15 protein-coding genes are annotated in these 14,836 nt (G+C 38.9%); 12 read left to right on the top strand and 3 right to left on the bottom strand.

The window, feature by feature from the left end; translation table 11 throughout:
• Positions 1-60 precede the first annotated feature (60 nt).
• The 7 genes from ABE099_RS17710 to ABE099_RS17680 all read left to right on the top strand — a co-directional run bounded on the left by ABE099_RS17710 (position 61) and on the right by ABE099_RS17680 (position 5,891).
• Complete coding sequence (locus ABE099_RS17710; RefSeq protein WP_430032411.1) at positions 61-339, top strand: hypothetical protein; 279 nt, start codon at positions 61-63, stop codon at positions 337-339.
• Positions 340-341: 2 nt separating this feature from the next.
• Positions 342-1,481, top strand: coding sequence for a hypothetical protein (locus ABE099_RS17705; RefSeq protein ID WP_430032409.1), 1,140 nt, complete (start codon positions 342-344; stop codon positions 1,479-1,481).
• Positions 1,482-1,510: 29 nt separating this feature from the next.
• A complete protein-coding gene (locus ABE099_RS17700) occupies positions 1,511-2,230 on the top strand; it encodes a response regulator transcription factor (protein WP_430032408.1) in 720 nt (239 codons plus the stop codon).
• Entirely contained in the window at positions 2,224-3,162 is a 939-nt protein-coding gene (locus ABE099_RS17695) for a sensor histidine kinase (RefSeq protein ID WP_430032407.1), read from the top strand. The genes ABE099_RS17700 and ABE099_RS17695 overlap by 7 nt, the downstream gene beginning before the upstream one ends.
• A gap of 413 nt (positions 3,163-3,575) precedes the next feature.
• On the top strand, positions 3,576-4,499 hold the full coding sequence (locus ABE099_RS17690; RefSeq protein ID WP_430032406.1) for an ABC transporter ATP-binding protein: 924 nt from the start codon (positions 3,576-3,578) through the stop codon (positions 4,497-4,499).
• The gene (locus ABE099_RS17685) at positions 4,492-5,184 is read left to right on the top strand and encodes an ABC transporter permease (RefSeq protein WP_430032405.1); all 693 of its coding nucleotides are present in this window, start codon (positions 4,492-4,494) and stop codon (positions 5,182-5,184) included. The genes ABE099_RS17690 and ABE099_RS17685 overlap by 8 nt, the downstream gene beginning before the upstream one ends.
• 14 nt (positions 5,185-5,198) lie before the next feature.
• Positions 5,199-5,891 carry an ABC transporter permease gene (locus tag ABE099_RS17680; RefSeq protein ID WP_430032404.1) on the top strand — a complete coding sequence of 231 codons (693 nt, stop codon included), beginning with the start codon at positions 5,199-5,201 and terminating at the stop codon, positions 5,889-5,891.
• Between the two features lie 148 nt (positions 5,892-6,039).
• Here the strand turns inward: ABE099_RS17680 and ABE099_RS17675 are convergent, their stop codons facing one another.
• Together ABE099_RS17675 and ABE099_RS17670 are read right to left on the bottom strand one after the other, a co-directional pair.
• On the bottom strand, positions 6,040-6,720 hold the full coding sequence (locus tag ABE099_RS17675; RefSeq protein ID WP_430032403.1) for an amino acid ABC transporter permease: 681 nt from the start codon (positions 6,718-6,720) through the stop codon (positions 6,040-6,042).
• Positions 6,720-7,556, bottom strand: coding sequence for a transporter substrate-binding domain-containing protein (locus ABE099_RS17670; protein WP_430032402.1), 837 nt, complete (start codon positions 7,554-7,556; stop codon positions 6,720-6,722). Before ABE099_RS17670 ends, ABE099_RS17675 begins: the two co-directional genes overlap by 1 nt.
• A gap of 309 nt (positions 7,557-7,865) precedes the next feature.
• Between ABE099_RS17670 and ABE099_RS17665 the strand changes: the two genes are divergently transcribed.
• Positions 7,866-8,204, top strand: a complete 339-nt coding sequence (locus tag ABE099_RS17665; RefSeq protein WP_430032401.1) for a PadR family transcriptional regulator — start codon at positions 7,866-7,868, stop codon at positions 8,202-8,204.
• Positions 8,179-8,853: a hypothetical protein gene (locus ABE099_RS17660; RefSeq protein WP_430032400.1), complete on the top strand. Its 675-nt coding sequence runs from the start codon at positions 8,179-8,181 to the stop codon at positions 8,851-8,853. The genes ABE099_RS17665 and ABE099_RS17660 overlap by 26 nt, the downstream gene beginning before the upstream one ends.
• A gap of 75 nt (positions 8,854-8,928) precedes the next feature.
• Here the strand turns inward: ABE099_RS17660 and ABE099_RS17655 are convergent, their stop codons facing one another.
• Positions 8,929-10,104, bottom strand: coding sequence for an NAD(P)-dependent malic enzyme (locus tag ABE099_RS17655; RefSeq protein ID WP_430032399.1), 1,176 nt, complete (start codon positions 10,102-10,104; stop codon positions 8,929-8,931).
• Positions 10,105-10,400: 296 nt separating this feature from the next.
• Between ABE099_RS17655 and ABE099_RS17650 the strand changes: the two genes are divergently transcribed.
• The 3 genes from ABE099_RS17650 to ABE099_RS17640 all read left to right on the top strand — a co-directional run bounded on the left by ABE099_RS17650 (position 10,401) and on the right by ABE099_RS17640 (position 14,795).
• Positions 10,401-11,702, top strand: coding sequence for a pyrimidine-nucleoside phosphorylase (locus tag ABE099_RS17650; protein ID WP_430032398.1), 1,302 nt, complete (start codon positions 10,401-10,403; stop codon positions 11,700-11,702).
• Positions 11,703-11,940: 238 nt separating this feature from the next.
• Positions 11,941-14,058, top strand: a complete 2,118-nt coding sequence (locus ABE099_RS17645; RefSeq protein WP_430032397.1) for a methyl-accepting chemotaxis protein — start codon at positions 11,941-11,943, stop codon at positions 14,056-14,058.
• A gap of 44 nt (positions 14,059-14,102) precedes the next feature.
• Complete coding sequence (locus tag ABE099_RS17640) at positions 14,103-14,795, top strand: metal-dependent hydrolase (protein ID WP_430032396.1); 693 nt, start codon at positions 14,103-14,105, stop codon at positions 14,793-14,795.
• The last annotated feature ends 41 nt before the right edge of the window (positions 14,796-14,836 follow it).

Raw genomic sequence — 14,836 nt, 5'->3', positions numbered from 1 at the left:
TGATATACTACTACACAGATTACTTACCCAAATAATAACCTATTGGAGTTGATTTTTTAAATGAGTTCAACGTTAAATGAAAAAGAATTAGTAACATATATTGTAGAAGAAACAACCGCTACCCCTGAGCAAGTTCGTCTTGTATTAAAACATGAAGCAGCTTATCTTGATAACGCACATAAGGGTGGAGCGAAGGAAGTAGATGTTGATTTTGATGATGTCGTTGATTATGTGCTTAGCCGCCGCGATGTGAAGTTGAGTGAGTTATTGGTGGAGGAAATTTTGGAAGCAGAAATGGATTATTTGATGGACAAAGGTTTAGCAGGTTACGAGGATTAATGATGAGATCCCTCTATTGTATCGGTATCGTTGTTGCCTTAATGGTATCAGGATGTTCAGTGCAGGGGGAAGCTGCTACCTCAATGGCGCAGAATCGCTCAGTCAATACAGTGGTACAGGCTACGTCTGAATCAACAGGTAAAGCAGAACAAAATATCAATATTAAGAAAAAATTGATACCTACTGTAGTGGAAGGGACATATGCTAAACCAGATTATACGGCTGTGAATAATGGGAGTGCTATCGTATCTAAGCTAGGTGATAATTTGTACCATATTGATGTCTCCATGGCATCAGGCTATGCTCATCATACAGGAGAGATTACGTCTGATTTTTCATGGAATGGGGAGCGTTTTGTATTAAAGGATGAAGAGTATGCTGGGATAGAACTGTTCTTTACCTCAGATGGCTTACGTATTGAGTATGAAGATTCTATTAAATATGGTGGGCTAAATGCTGAGCCTAAAGGCACTTACTACTTGCAAAACACGATAGAAGATCATGTTCCCTTTCTAAATACTGTTTATGATGCTGTGAAGCTTCCAGAAAAATATCGCCAAGGGCAAAGTGATTTATATATTTATAATATTGGAGATCATCTTAATAAAATTGTGTATGTTCAGGCCTATGACATGTCACTTCCTGAAGGGATGATGCAGGAGTATGTTGCAATCTATGACCCCGCACAAGGCAAGGTGAACTTTGTTGGCGAGCCAGATCGCTATAATTATTTCCAGCTTAGTTCTATACTACGAGAGCAGGGTGCAACTGATGATGTCATCTATGAGGTGCTTTGTAAGCCATATGCAGATCGATGGGTTAAGTTGAAAATGGCGCTAATAGATGAGGGGAATACAGCAATACGTGATGATGACAACTTCAAACTCAGTGTAGAACAAGCCTTTTATATTGTGACTGGGGTAGAGGGCAAAACGATCCTACAAAATAATTTGCTTGATAAAAAAACGATCGGTTCGACGTTTGTTCAAGAGGTGGATCATTGGGATGAAAATAAAGTTATGATCCACACTTATGAGTTGGCTGCAAATAGTAATGGAAATGAGCATTTAGCTATCGGTGATTGGCTTGAGGTGGATAGAGCCACAGGGAAAGTTCGAAATTCACTTATTAATAATAAGTAGGCAATAATTTTGCTGTGAGGTGAAGCCAAGTGGCACATAATATACTGCTTGTTGATGATGATAGTTCAATCGTAGATATGCTGACAGGTTATTTAATCAAAGAGGGTTATGCTGTAACTACCGCTAGTAATGGGGAAGAAGGGATCAGCCAATTCCAGAGTAAAAAGTTTGATTTGCTCATTGTTGATATTATGATGCCGAAGCTGGATGGGATTGAAATGATCAAAATCATTAGAGAAAGTAGTCCCATTCCTATTCTTATTATGTCTGCTAAGGATAATGATATTGATAAGGCGATTGGACTTGGTTTTGGTGCAGACGATTATATTGCCAAACCTTTTTCACTTATTGAGATAACAGCAAGAATTAAAGCTGCGATTCGCCGAGCTACCTTATATGCGAAGCATGATCTGCACAATGAACCAGAGGTCGTGGCTAGCCAAGTGCTTGATTTAGGCCATGCTATCGTGGATCTAGATCATTATTTGGTTAAAAAAGGGAATGATGAAATACAGCTCACCTCTAAGGAAGCAGATATTCTCAAGCTTTTTCTGAAAAATCCTAATCGTGTTTTTACGAAAGCGCAAATCTATGAGTTCATTTGGCAAGACGATTATATGGGCGACGAGAATGTTATTAATGTACATATTCGGCGTTTACGGAGTAAGATTGAAGAGAATCCTTCAGAGCCAAGGCATCTTAAGACATTATGGGGAATCGGCTACAAATGGGATGGACTATCATGTTAATGATCCTTTTGGTTAGCATTATCGTCCTGCTATTGATTTTACTTTACCAGCAATATAATTATAATCGAAGACGCAATCGACAGCTTGAAGAAATACACCATAAGCTTGCCTCTATCATTTCGGATAGTCCCCAGGAGAAGTTACTACTATACACTACAGATAAACAATTAACCACGTTGCTCTCTGATATTAATACTGTGTTAGAGCACAATCAACGTATTTTAGGAGATCATAAAAGAACAGAGCAATCCATACGCAGAATGTTATCTAATATCTCGCATGATCTGAAAACACCGCTGACCGTCGTATTAGGCTACATTGAACGTATGAACTTGGACACAGAGATGTCTACCGAAGAGCGAACTGAGTCATTAAAAAAAGTGCAGTGGAAAGCAAATGAGCTGATGGATATGATTCAGCAGTTTTTTGACTTAGCTAAGCTGGAGGCGGGGGATCAACCGTTACCGTTGACAAAAGTACACTTAAATGAGCTTTGTCGCCGTAGCATCCTTCAGTTCTATGATGATATGACAACTCAAGGTATTCAGGCGGAGATTGATATTCCCCAAGCGCCGTTATACGCACATGCTAATGAAGGTGCATTAGATCGCATCCTGGATAATTTAATTTCCAATGCGCTACGCTATGGTAGTGAGGGTAAGATGCTAGGTATAAGTCTTAGGCAAGATGAAAAGTGGTTATATATTGAGGTGTGGGATCGAGGTAAAGGCATTCATGAGGCGTATCATAGCCGTGTTTTTGAACGAATGTATACGCTGGAGGATTCACGTAATAAATTGTACCAAGGTAGTGGATTGGGACTGACCATCACGAAACGCCTTGTTCAAAATATGGGGGGCGAAATTACTTTATATAGTAGACCATACGACAAAACCGTGTTTACTGTTAAATTGAAGAGATTAAATTATTAGCTTATGGCAGGTAGGAAATTACCTTGTCGTGGGCTATTTTTTTAGACTTATATATCGGTGATTAATAAGGTTTATTTTCAACAATATCGGCTCATCTAAAAAATCAGAACTTGACAATAGGCAAGCGAAGCGGAGGAGCAGAGAGATGGTGGAAAAGCGATAGCGTCCGCCTTTAAAGTCCCACTTTTATCATTTCAAGATAAGTTATAAAAGAAAGTGGGACTTTAACAGCGGTTGAAACCACTCTCTGCTACGTAGCCTCCCACTCCAAAGATTGTCAAGTACTGATTATTATATTGAGCCACAAAATCCAACTTAAGAATTAAGTAAGAATTGATTAATAATTTAGAATGGATTGTCTTTTACAATAGATAACATAAGAGCTTAGAAGTGAAGGAGAGAGAGCAAAGCCTATGAGTTATATGATTAGAACAATTCAGTTGACAAAGGTATTTAATAATAAAGAAGTCGTCTCCAATGTAAATATGAATGTGAAGCAAGGCGAGATTTATGGTTTTCTTGGACCAAATGGGGCAGGGAAAACAACCGTTATGAAAATGATGACCAATTTAATCAAACCCACCACAGGTGAAATCGAACTGTTTGGACAGAAGCTTACAGCCAAGTCCTATCTTCAACTAGGGCGAATGGGCAGTATTATTGAGGTTCCTGTTTTTTATGACAAGCTAAGTGCGAAGGAAAACCTTGACCTTCATTGTGAGTATATGGGGTACCATAACAAGAAAGCGATGAAAGATGCCTTAGAGCTTGTAAATCTTCAGCATATCGGGGATCAAGCTGTGCGTGAGTTTTCATTAGGGATGAAGCAGAGACTTGGCATTGCTAGAGCAATTATAACGAAACCCGAAATTTTAATTTTGGATGAGCCTATTAATGGATTAGACCCTGTTGGAATTAAAGAAATTCGTGATTTGTTCAAGATGCTGTCCAAGGAATATGGGATTACTTTATTAGTATCTAGCCATATGTTAGGGGAAATGGAGCAAATGGCAGATACGATTGGGGTCATCAATCATGGCAAGCTTATTCAAGAGGTATCTTTGGAAGAGGTCAAAGAGAAAAATACGGACTATATTGAAATTACCGTTCGAGATAGCAAGGTTGCAGCATTTGTATTGTCTAATCAGTTGAACCTTTCCAATTTTAAGGTCATAAATGAACATATATTACGTGTATACGAAACTCGTATTCCACAAAATGAACTAAATAAAATACTTGTCATGCATGATGTGGAGATTGAATCAATTTATAGTAAAAATAGTTCCTTAGAGGATTACTTCTTATCCTTGTTAAATGGAGGACCACCATATGCTTAGTATTATGAAACTCGAAATGCAAAAGTTTAAAATGCGAGGAAGTGTGATTGGTGCATTTGTCGTGACATTTATCTCGATGGCAGCCATTATTCTCATGAATTTAGATGAAGATGTGAGAATGAATAGCTATGAGGAAACAATGAGTCTGATCAATAATATAGTTTCATGTATATTTATTATCTTTGCAGCAGCATTAATTTCTAAATATATTATTAGTGAGTACAAGGATAAAACCATTACAGTGTTATTTATGTATCCAATTCCAAGGCAAAAAATTATGATTGCAAAGCTTCTTATTATTTTGGCCTTTACGTTTATCTTTGGCATTATTAGCAAACTGATAATCTATACAGCGTTTTATTTCTTTAATCAATTTGTACACTTTTTTGAACATGAGATGACAAGTGCTTTGGTATGGAGATATGGAGCGAAGATAGTTATTGACTCCTTATTAATGAGCTGTGTTAGTCTGATTCCACTCTATTTTGGCATGCGTAAATATTCAATTATTACCACAATTCTATCGTCTTTATTAGTGGCAAGCGTGTTGTACTCCAATGTGTCCTTTTCGGATTCCAATTTTGCGTTAAGTAACATTGTTATGATTCATATCCTAGTTTCAATTATTGGTTTACTTATTGCGTATAGTGCCATTTATCGGATTGATCAAAAGGACGTGTTGTAATGGAGGACAACCACATGCTTAATATTATGAAATTAGAAATGAAGAAATATAAAATGCGAGGGACTGTGATTGGTGGATTCATCACGACCTTGATTTGGATGGCGTTCATTATTCTTATAAATTACGATGAAGAATCGGTTATGAAGAACTATGAGGATGTAATCGGGTTTATTAATATTACAGTCTCATGTACATTTATCATCTTTGCAGCAACATTAATTGCTAAATATATTATTAATGAATACAAAGACAAAACGATTACGGTGTTATTTATGTACCCGATCCCGCGGAAAAAATTCCTTATTTCAAAGCTTATTATTATTTCTGCCTTTACGTTTATCTTTGGTATTATTAGCAAACTTATCATTTTCTCAGGAGTGTATTTCTTTAATCAGTATGCTCACTTTTTTGAACAAGAGCTGACAAGTAATTTTCTATGGAAAAATGGAGTGGAACTGATTATTAATTCATTTTTGATGAGTTGTGTTAGTCTGATTCCACTCTATTTTGGGATGCGTAAACATTCTGTTAGTACAACCATCGTATCTTCTGTAATTATTTCACTTCTGTTGTATTCCAATGTGTCTGTGTCTGGTTCGAATTTTACATTGAGTAGTATTGTTATCATCCCTACCATTGTTTCAATTGTTGGTTTACTTATTGCGTATAGCGTGATTCATCGTATTGAGCAGAAGGATGTAGTGTAATTGAGTTGAAAACAGTACTTGACCGCTAACTAAAACTAGCGAAGAAACAGAGAAATCCTAAAGAATAACAATCGCAAGAACTCTCTGGATCGTAGCTACGAGCCTCCAATCGTTGGTCAAGTACAAATTTTTAAATATAGCCACAGCTTTATCGTAATTTATGCCGATCTATTTCAAATTGGCGAGCATAGCGGCGTTCGAGATACTTCTGCAATATCCCTATGCCGATACATAGTAACCAATAAATGAGGGCTACCAAGACATACATCGACATGTAATCAAAGGTTCTGCCTCCAACGTTCTTTGCTTTTAAAAAAATATCTGGGATTGAAATCATCGCGACTAGCGATGTTCCTTTTAGCAAATCCATCGCAACGTTGCTTAATGCGGGGATGGAAATACGAAAGGCTTGTGGCAAGATGATCAAGTTTAGTGTTTTCGTAAAACTAAAGCCTAGCGCATAAGCAGCGTCCCATTGTCCACGCTCTATACCAGCAATTGACCCTCGATAAATCTCACCAATAAATGCGCTACTCGTTAGCGTAAAGCAAAGGATTGCGGCGGCTAATTCTGGCAAGTGGTAGGGTAGTCCAAAGTACAATAAAAATAGCAACACTAATGCAGGTACTCCCCGAAAGAAAGACAGATAAACAGCAACGACTGCCTTCACCAATCTACTAGGGAGCATCCCCAAAAATACAAGCAAGATGCCCACAACATTCCCAGCTAGAAAAGAGCTAATTGCAATCCCTAATGTATATCCTAGACCCGAAAGTAAAAAAGGAATGGATTCTAACATTAAGTTGAAGTCAAGTCTTGGAATATACATTAGTTTTTTGTTTCAACCGTTTTTACTGGTTTATCTGATTTTACAGAAATGTCAGTTTGGAAATATTGCTCGGAAATTTTTTTGAAAGTGCCGTCTTTTCGCATTTCCTCAAGTACAGTATTGATCTTTTCACGAAGTGCAATATGCTCTTTTACAAATAAAAATCCGGTTTCATTTGGATTAAAGTACACGTCTTCTAAAATTTTAACAGGCACATTAGGTAGTGCTGCTAATGCCATCTTTTGCAAATAGTAATCGTTAAGAATTACATCTGTACGACCATTAGCGACATCGGTTAAATATTGATCATTTGTTGCGTTATCGTACGATACAGGGGTTGCGCCGTATTTCTCAGCTAATTGCATATAACTTGTGTTTGGTTCGCCTGCCGCCTTTTTCCCAGCTAAATCCTCTAAGGAAGCAATACCTGAATTATCACTCTTGCGTACGATCATGCTATCAAAGGAGTATTTAATAGGACTCGATAAGCTAAATTTCTTCTCACGATCTGCATTTATGCCAAAATCATTAGCGGCAAAATCGGCTTCGCCTTTGGTCAAAGAAGCAATTTGTCCATCCACATTGTATTGTTTAAATTGAATCTTAACACCTAAGCGATTAGCAACCTCTTTGGCTATGTCTACGTCATAACCCACTAATTCATTTTTATCATTGAAATAAGAAGAAGGGTACAAGGTTCCAGAAGTGGCTACAGTTAAAGTTTTCTCCTGTTCTACTTTACTTAAGCTTTGGTCTGAGCTGTTATTACTGTTACAGCCACTAAGTAAGAGAGCTCCTAACACTCCAATTGTTAATAGTTTTGTCCACTTTTTCATTATTTTCACCTTACCCATTCTTATAATTTGTAAAAATTTTAACAAACTGTTATATAACAATTCATATGCTATTTCATTTAAAACAACTATAGCGGAAACAAGATTATTTTTCAATATGAGTATAACAGTTTTAATGAAATTATAATCTGTATTATAAGGTAAATTGTAAATTTCTTTCAAATACATACTTTAAGTGATAGGTAAACTCTCCTTGCATCCTCCGCTACTATGTATTACAATATAGCCAACACTATTTTGCATTGCAAGATAGCTTCCCAAATGAGGTGAATGACATTGATTCCATCCCAGATGCTAAAGGGAACACTAGAAGGCTGTATTTTAAAAGTGATCAGCTTTACAGAAACATATGGCTACGAAATCTCTCAGCAATTGCAGGCATATGGCTTTGTTGATATTTCTGAGGGAACAATTTATCCACTATTGTTACGTCTCGAGAAAAATGGTTTAATTTCAGCACAATATCGACAATCCGCAGTAGGACCCAAACGTAAATATTTTTCCATTACGCCTGCGGGAGAGGGAGAGCTGGAATTATTTTTAGGACATTGGCAGGAATTACAGCAAGCCGTTAATAAACTGTTTCAGATTGGAGGACAACAAGATGTACAAGGAAATGAAGGAGCTTAGAAAGCTGAACAACAAGCTAGACAAAAAGCTAGCACCTGAAAATAACAAGGTTTTAACTGATATTATTGTTTACTTACGTGGGGCTAAAATTTCGGAATATAATCAGGAGCTTATTAGACAGGACTTACTGGAAATGGTATTGTCTGCGCAGGAACGGGGGGAAGATATCGCATCCGTCATTGGAGAGGACTATAAAAGCTTCGCTGACAATATTGTAGCGAATGTACCAAAGCTAACTTGGAAGGATCGAATGATAGAGATGTTGGATATTATTTTGTTATCTTCCTCTATTTTAGGTCTAATATTTTTAGTAACATCTAAAGATACTTTTTCAATTGTTCGGAATTGGTTTGCAGGTGAGCCTGCTCAGTACAGTATCTCTATCTCATTGGGGGCATTAACTGCTTATGGACTGATTATCATTTGTTCCATTCTTCTCATTCATTTGGTGACTAAAACGTCTTTTGATTATTTAAGCAAACGTAACATTATTAGAATTGCCCTCCTAGATGTGGTGTTTGTGGCTGTGACTGTGTTGCTGGCATGGGTAGGAAGGAATACAGTTTTTACAGTTCATTTTGCCATCGTTTGTATGTTGGTTGTCGTTTTATTTGTATCACATAAGGTTTTGGAACGATATTGTAAATAAACAAAATGAATCAAGCCCAACGGTGTTGAGAAATCAACATGGTTGGGCTTTTTAATGTAGTGAATATTATGTCTCTTATATTACGTGGACTACTTTTGCTACCCCTGTGCGCACAGCCGCGTCAATTACAGCCTTACGAATGTAATCAACGACATTAGGATCAAATGCATTTGGAATAATGTACTCCGCATTACGTTTCTCATCCGAAACCGCAGATGCAATCGCTTGTGCCGCCGCCAGCTTCATTTCATCATTAATGTCACTTGCACCACAATCCAAGGCAGCTCTAAAAATACCAGGGAAGCATAACACATTGTTAATTTGGTTCGGGAAATCTGAACGTCCTGTCGCCATAATTTTTACATAAGGTGCTGCTAGTGCAGGATCAATTTCCGGAATAGGATTGGCCATTGCAAATACGATCGGGTCTTGTGCCATTTGCTTCACATCTTCAACGGTGAGTACATTTGGTGCGGATACGCCAATGAAAATGTCAGCGCCTTTGATACAATCAGATAAGGCTCCCTTTTCCAGTTTCGGATTGCTGATGTTTGCAAATTCGGTCCAATGTGACTGCGCATACGTATCTAGTCGGTTAATCGCACCAGCACGATCTACGCCAATTAAATTAACTGCACCTGCTTTCAGTAGCATTTTAGAGATGGAGATCCCTGCTGCACCACAGCCATTTACAACGATTTTAACGTCTTTTATTTTTTTATCTACAACTTTGAGCGCATTTAGGATACCTGCTAACACAACAATGGCTGTTCCATGCTGATCATCGTGAAAGACAGTAATATCTAATTCTTCTCTCAGTCTACGTTCAATTTCAAAGCAACGTGGAGACGCAATATCTTCTAGATTAATCCCCCCAAATGAAGGTGCAATTGCTTTAATGGTAGCAATAATTTCTTCCGTATCCTTGGTATCTAAACAAATCGGTACTGCATTGACATTAGCGAAACGCTTAAACAAAGCTGCTTTTCCTTCCATGACAGGCATGGCAGCTTTGGGTCCAATGTCTCCAAGTCCAAGCACTGCTGTACCATCACTCACAATAGCAACTGTATTTTGCTTGGTGGTGTATGCGTAAGCTTTGCTCTCATCCTCGGCAATGACTTGGCACACTTTAGCTACACCAGGCGTATACACCTTAGCTAAATCCTCCATCGATTCAATAGGGTGCTTTAACGTTGTCTCCATTTTTCCGCCTAAATGTAGCTTCATGATCTCATCAATATTGCTCATTTTTTGTGCCTCCTAGTTCATAGTTAGAATGTAGACTTTTCCGAATATTTAATGCTAAAGAAAAGGATAAACAATTTATAAATGGTGAATTTTGTAGTATGTATTAATCATAGATCACTTAATGTTCGTCTTTTTGTGTAATCGCTCATTTATGCTTGATTAAAACATATTCCAACGTAAATGGAAAGTATAAATGTATAAAACTCATCTTTTGCATAAATTTAGAAACCCAATTATAATCGTCATGAATAGATGAATAATAAAATTTCACTTTCCCTATAAAGGAGAATGTACACATGCGGATGGTTGACCTGATTGCGAAAAAAAGAGATGGGCATGAATTAACAACAGAGGAAATTCAATTTTTTATTAAAGGATATACTGAGGATGAGATTCCAGACTATCAAGTCAGTGCGCTTGCAATGGCAATCTACTTTCAAAATATGACGGAACGAGAACGTGCCGATTTAACGATGGCGATGGCGCATTCTGGCGATATGATCGATTTGTCAGCTATTGATGGCGTCAAGGTAGACAAGCATTCCACAGGGGGAGTTGGGGATACAACCACATTAGTATTAGCTCCGCTTGTTGCAGCATTGGACGTTCCTGTGGCAAAAATGTCGGGGCGTGGTCTAGGACATACAGGAGGAACCATCGATAAGCTAGAATCGATTCCAGGCTTCCATGTAGAGATCAAGACGGAGGAGTTTATTGGGCTTGTCAATGAGCATAAGCTCGCAGTTATTGGGCAATCGGGCAATTTAACCCCTGCGGATAAAAAGCTATATGCATTGCGTGATGTTACTGCAACAGTTAACTCAATTCCACTCATCGCAAGTTCGATTATGAGTAAAAAAATTGCGGCAGGTGCAGATGCGATTGTATTAGATGTAAAAACAGGCGCAGGCGCATTTATGAAAACGATTGAAGAGTCTAAGGAATTGGCACAAGCAATGGTGAACATCGGCAATCAAGTGGGTCGTAGAACGATGGCGGTCATCTCTGACATGAGTCAGCCTTTAGGACGTGCAATTGGAAATGCGCTTGAAGTGCAGGAAGCGATTGATACGCTTCGTGGAGAAGGCCCTGAGGACTTGACTGAGCTATGCCTAATCTTAGGCAGTCAGATGGTATTATTAGCGAATAAGGCTAGCTCATTAGAAGAAGCCAAGCAAATGCTACAGGAAGCGATTACTAGCGGCAGAGCACTTGACAAGTTTAAGCAATTTATTATTAATCAAGGCGGAGATGCCTCAGTAGTAGATGATAAGGAGCGTTTGCCACAGGCACAATTTATCGTGGAGGTTCCTGCCAAAACCGCTGGTTATGTGACGGAAATCGTGGCAGATGAGCTTGGTACAGCGGCAATGTGGCTTGGTGCTGGACGTGCAACGAAGGACTCTGAGATCGATCTTGCAGTTGGCTTGATGCTCGATAAAAAGGTAGGCGATCGTGTGGAGGAAGGCGAAACACTCGTTACGATTCATACGAACAAGATTGACATTGATCATGTGATTGAAAAAATATATGATAACATAACAATTGGGGAACATGCCGAAGCGCCAGTATTAATTTATGATGTGATTACAAATTAAATATAAGTAGATGTGTTTCAGGAGTAGGTGTGGAGATGATATTTCTCCTCACCTTTTTTAATTTCTAGTTAAGTTAATTGACGAGCAGCATTCATTTCCTACCGCAAAATATTTTGAGAAAGTTAACATAAATTAGAAATCTATATTTAGGAAACTGTTTAATTTTGGTCAGATTTTAATATTATAAATTAACCTTCTATGACCGATATAATATACACAATTTTATAGGAGGTTTTATATGAATAATTGGCTTCTGAAACCATTTGCCGCAACGATGTCCCGACTTAAATACGCCCAAAAATTTATCTTGCTGAGTGTGATTATGGTGATTCCATTGATCTTACTCCTAGTCAGCTTGTTATCTGAGCTTCAGGGCGATATTCAGACAGCCAAAAACGAAAGAACTGGAGTTAATTACATAAAGTCAATTTTTCCAGTTGTTATTCAGGTTCAACAGCATCGTGAGGTTGCTGATGAATTTTTGAATGGGGATACCTCCGCCAAGGCTAAGCTTGAAGAAATTGAAAAACAGGTTACAACCTTACTCACCTCTATTGATGCTGATCAGAAGGAGATTGCGGATCAACTTCAGGTTACGGCTCAATGGAAAAAGATTGAACAGGAATGGGATGAACTCAAATCAAATGCAACGAAGCTTACGCAACAAAAAAGCTTTGAGGCTCATACCCAATTGATTGATAAAATCCTTGACCTTAATTTATTTGCCGCAGACCAATCTGGACTAACCCTTGATCCTAAGATTGATTCCTATTATGTAATGGACATTATGATTAATCGTGTTCCCACTATGATTGAGTTGGCTGAACAGGTAAATTTCGAAGGCAAGCTAATTTTGGATCTGAAGCAGATGAGCATTGAGGAAAGAACAACCGTTGCCGTTCAGAGTATGCAGATTAAAAATCAATTAGAAGGCTTACAAAAGGCGATGACTAAAATTAATGACTTTAATGCCACAACAGCCCAGCGCATTGAAGGTACGGCCGGTATAGCTATAAAGTCGACAGAACAATTTCTTAAAACAGTAGATAAAGAAATTTTGAATGCACCTTCCTTTAGTAAGAAGTCAGTGGATTTTGTGGCTGAGGGGAAAAATACGATTGAAGGTACGCAAAAGTTATATACATTGATTGTCGAGGAACTTGATCAACTTTTAAGTGATCGTTATGATACGTTAAATCTTAATCGCACAACCACATTAGTGATCGTATTTGCAGCGATGCTAATTGTCATCTTGTTTTATCTTGGCTTCTATAGCAATGTTCGTTCAACGATTAAAACGTTACAGGTTGAGGCTAATAAGATGGCACAAGGTGATCTATCTAGTCAGTTCCAGCTAAATACAAGAGACGAGCTTAAGCACGTGGGTGAGGCATTTAACGACATGAGTGACTCACTTAATACATTACTGCTGCATAATCAGGAGATTTCGGAGCAGGTAGCTGCAGCTTCTGAGGAACTGTCTGCGTTAGCGGTAGAGGCAACCTCAGTGACGCAAAACATAGCTCATTCAGTAGGCTCTATTTCCGATGGTGCTAGTGTACAGCAAAAGGTATCAGAGGAAAATGCTCAAGCGATGAATGAGGTGGCTACAGCCATTAACCGTATCGCAGAGACAGCGGCAGATGTGTCTGATGTGGCTTCCGAGATGACAAAGGGGGCGACACTAGGTGAGACGAAGCTTCAGGAAACGTTACACCAGATGAACGGGATTCATACGGCTGTTCACCAATCTAGTGAGCTGACGGTGAAGCTGAATCAGCACTCGAATGAAATCGACTCCATTGTTTCCGTCATCATGGAAATTTCTGCACAGACTCACCTATTGGCGCTTAACGCAAATATCGAAGCCGCACGCGCGGGTGATCAGGGACGTGGCTTCATGGTGGTAGCAAATGAGGTGCGTAAATTAGCTGAACAGGCGACTGAATCGGCGCAGTCCATAGCTACACTTGTGGGGAATGTACGTAATTTGCTTGGTCAGGTCACTTCATCCATGGAAGAGTCTACTAAGGTGACAGAGCAGGGGATGGCTGCAAATAAGGAAGCTGTAGAAGCGATCGGAACTGTGTTGCAATCGATTGGTCAGGTTGCAGGGCATATTCAAGAAGTATCAGCAGCGGCTGAGCAAGTTTCTGCGAGCACACAAGAGGTTACTGCGGCAATTGGAGAGATGGTTGGAATTACAAGAAATACCGCCGAGGAAGCTAGAAATGTAGCAGCAGCAACGAAGCAGCAGATGTCTTCTTTAGAAGAAGTACAATCTTCTTCCGAGATGCTCAGCTCCAGTGCTCAGCAATTACAGGATGAGCTAGGAAAATTCCATCTACGTCGTTAATAAGCTAAAATAGGTGTATATGTATCTCAGAAGGAGTTGATTGTATGCCTATTTTAACCTTTCATGGTCACTCTTGTGTACAAATTGCAGTAGAAGAACATTCTTTACTCATTGATCCCTTTTTAAGAGGTAATGATCTTGCAGTAAGCCAACCAGAGGATATTAAAACCGACTTTATTTTATTAACACATGCTCATACAGATCATATTTTAGATGCGGAGCCGATTGCGAAAGCGAATCAAGCAAAGGTGGTCGCTATCGTTGAATTGGCTACCTATATGTCCTGGAAAGGGCTAGAGACGATTGGCATGAATATGGGTGGCACGGTTGACTTAGGTTTTGCTCAGGCTAAAATGGTACAAGCCTATCATACCTCTGGAATTGTAATTGAGGATAAGCAGCAAATCATGTATGGAGGTATGCCAGCAGGCTACGTTATCCAAGCCGGAGGCAAAACGATTTTACATGCGGGTGATACAAGTTTGTTTAGTGATATGAAAATGATTGGGGAACGTTATGACATCGATGTGGCTTTTATTCCAATTGGTGGGCATTATACGATGGACCCTGAGGATGCGTTACAGGCTGCGCAGTGGTATGGCGCTAAGCTGACGATTCCTGTACATTGGAATACCTTCCCTGCAATTCAGCAGGATGCAAATAAATTTGTGGCGAAGCTTGCAGAGCACGGCTTACAGGGCAAGGTACTACAGCCTGGGGAAAGCTTGTCGCTGTAAAATAACAACTAAAAAATACTCGCTCTTGATCGGCAGAGTCT

This window comes from Paenibacillus turicensis, assembly GCF_050461185.1.
In the GTDB taxonomy this organism is placed as follows: Bacteria; Bacillota; Bacilli; order Paenibacillales; family Paenibacillaceae; genus Fontibacillus; species Fontibacillus turicensis_A.
Note: the sequence above shows the minus strand (reverse complement) of the source record. Positions and strands in the feature narration are given on the sequence as shown.

What these genes read in the sequence shown, in the direction of transcription:
- ABE099_RS17710 (WP_430032411.1), top strand. Translation starts at nt 61, where the DNA reads ATGAGTTCAACGTTAAATGAAAAAGAATTAGTAACATATATTGTAGAA.
- ABE099_RS17705 (WP_430032409.1), top strand. Translation starts at nt 342, where the DNA reads ATGAGATCCCTCTATTGTATCGGTATCGTTGTTGCCTTAATGGTATCA.
- ABE099_RS17695 (WP_430032407.1), top strand. Translation starts at nt 2,224, where the DNA reads ATGTTAATGATCCTTTTGGTTAGCATTATCGTCCTGCTATTGATTTTA.
- ABE099_RS17690 (WP_430032406.1), top strand. Translation starts at nt 3,576, where the DNA reads ATGAGTTATATGATTAGAACAATTCAGTTGACAAAGGTATTTAATAAT.
- ABE099_RS17685 (WP_430032405.1), top strand. Translation starts at nt 4,492, where the DNA reads ATGCTTAGTATTATGAAACTCGAAATGCAAAAGTTTAAAATGCGAGGA.
- ABE099_RS17680 (WP_430032404.1), top strand. Translation starts at nt 5,199, where the DNA reads ATGCTTAATATTATGAAATTAGAAATGAAGAAATATAAAATGCGAGGG.
- ABE099_RS17675 (WP_430032403.1), bottom strand. Translation starts at nt 6,720, where the DNA reads ATGTATATTCCAAGACTTGACTTCAACTTAATGTTAGAATCCATTCCT.
- ABE099_RS17670 (WP_430032402.1), bottom strand. Translation starts at nt 7,556, where the DNA reads ATGAAAAAGTGGACAAAACTATTAACAATTGGAGTGTTAGGAGCTCTC.
- ABE099_RS17665 (WP_430032401.1), top strand. Translation starts at nt 7,866, where the DNA reads ATGCTAAAGGGAACACTAGAAGGCTGTATTTTAAAAGTGATCAGCTTT.
- ABE099_RS17660 (WP_430032400.1), top strand. Translation starts at nt 8,179, where the DNA reads ATGTACAAGGAAATGAAGGAGCTTAGAAAGCTGAACAACAAGCTAGAC.
- ABE099_RS17655 (WP_430032399.1), bottom strand. Translation starts at nt 10,104, where the DNA reads ATGAGCAATATTGATGAGATCATGAAGCTACATTTAGGCGGAAAAATG.
- ABE099_RS17650 (WP_430032398.1), top strand. Translation starts at nt 10,401, where the DNA reads ATGCGGATGGTTGACCTGATTGCGAAAAAAAGAGATGGGCATGAATTA.
- ABE099_RS17645 (WP_430032397.1), top strand. Translation starts at nt 11,941, where the DNA reads ATGAATAATTGGCTTCTGAAACCATTTGCCGCAACGATGTCCCGACTT.
- ABE099_RS17640 (WP_430032396.1), top strand. Translation starts at nt 14,103, where the DNA reads ATGCCTATTTTAACCTTTCATGGTCACTCTTGTGTACAAATTGCAGTA.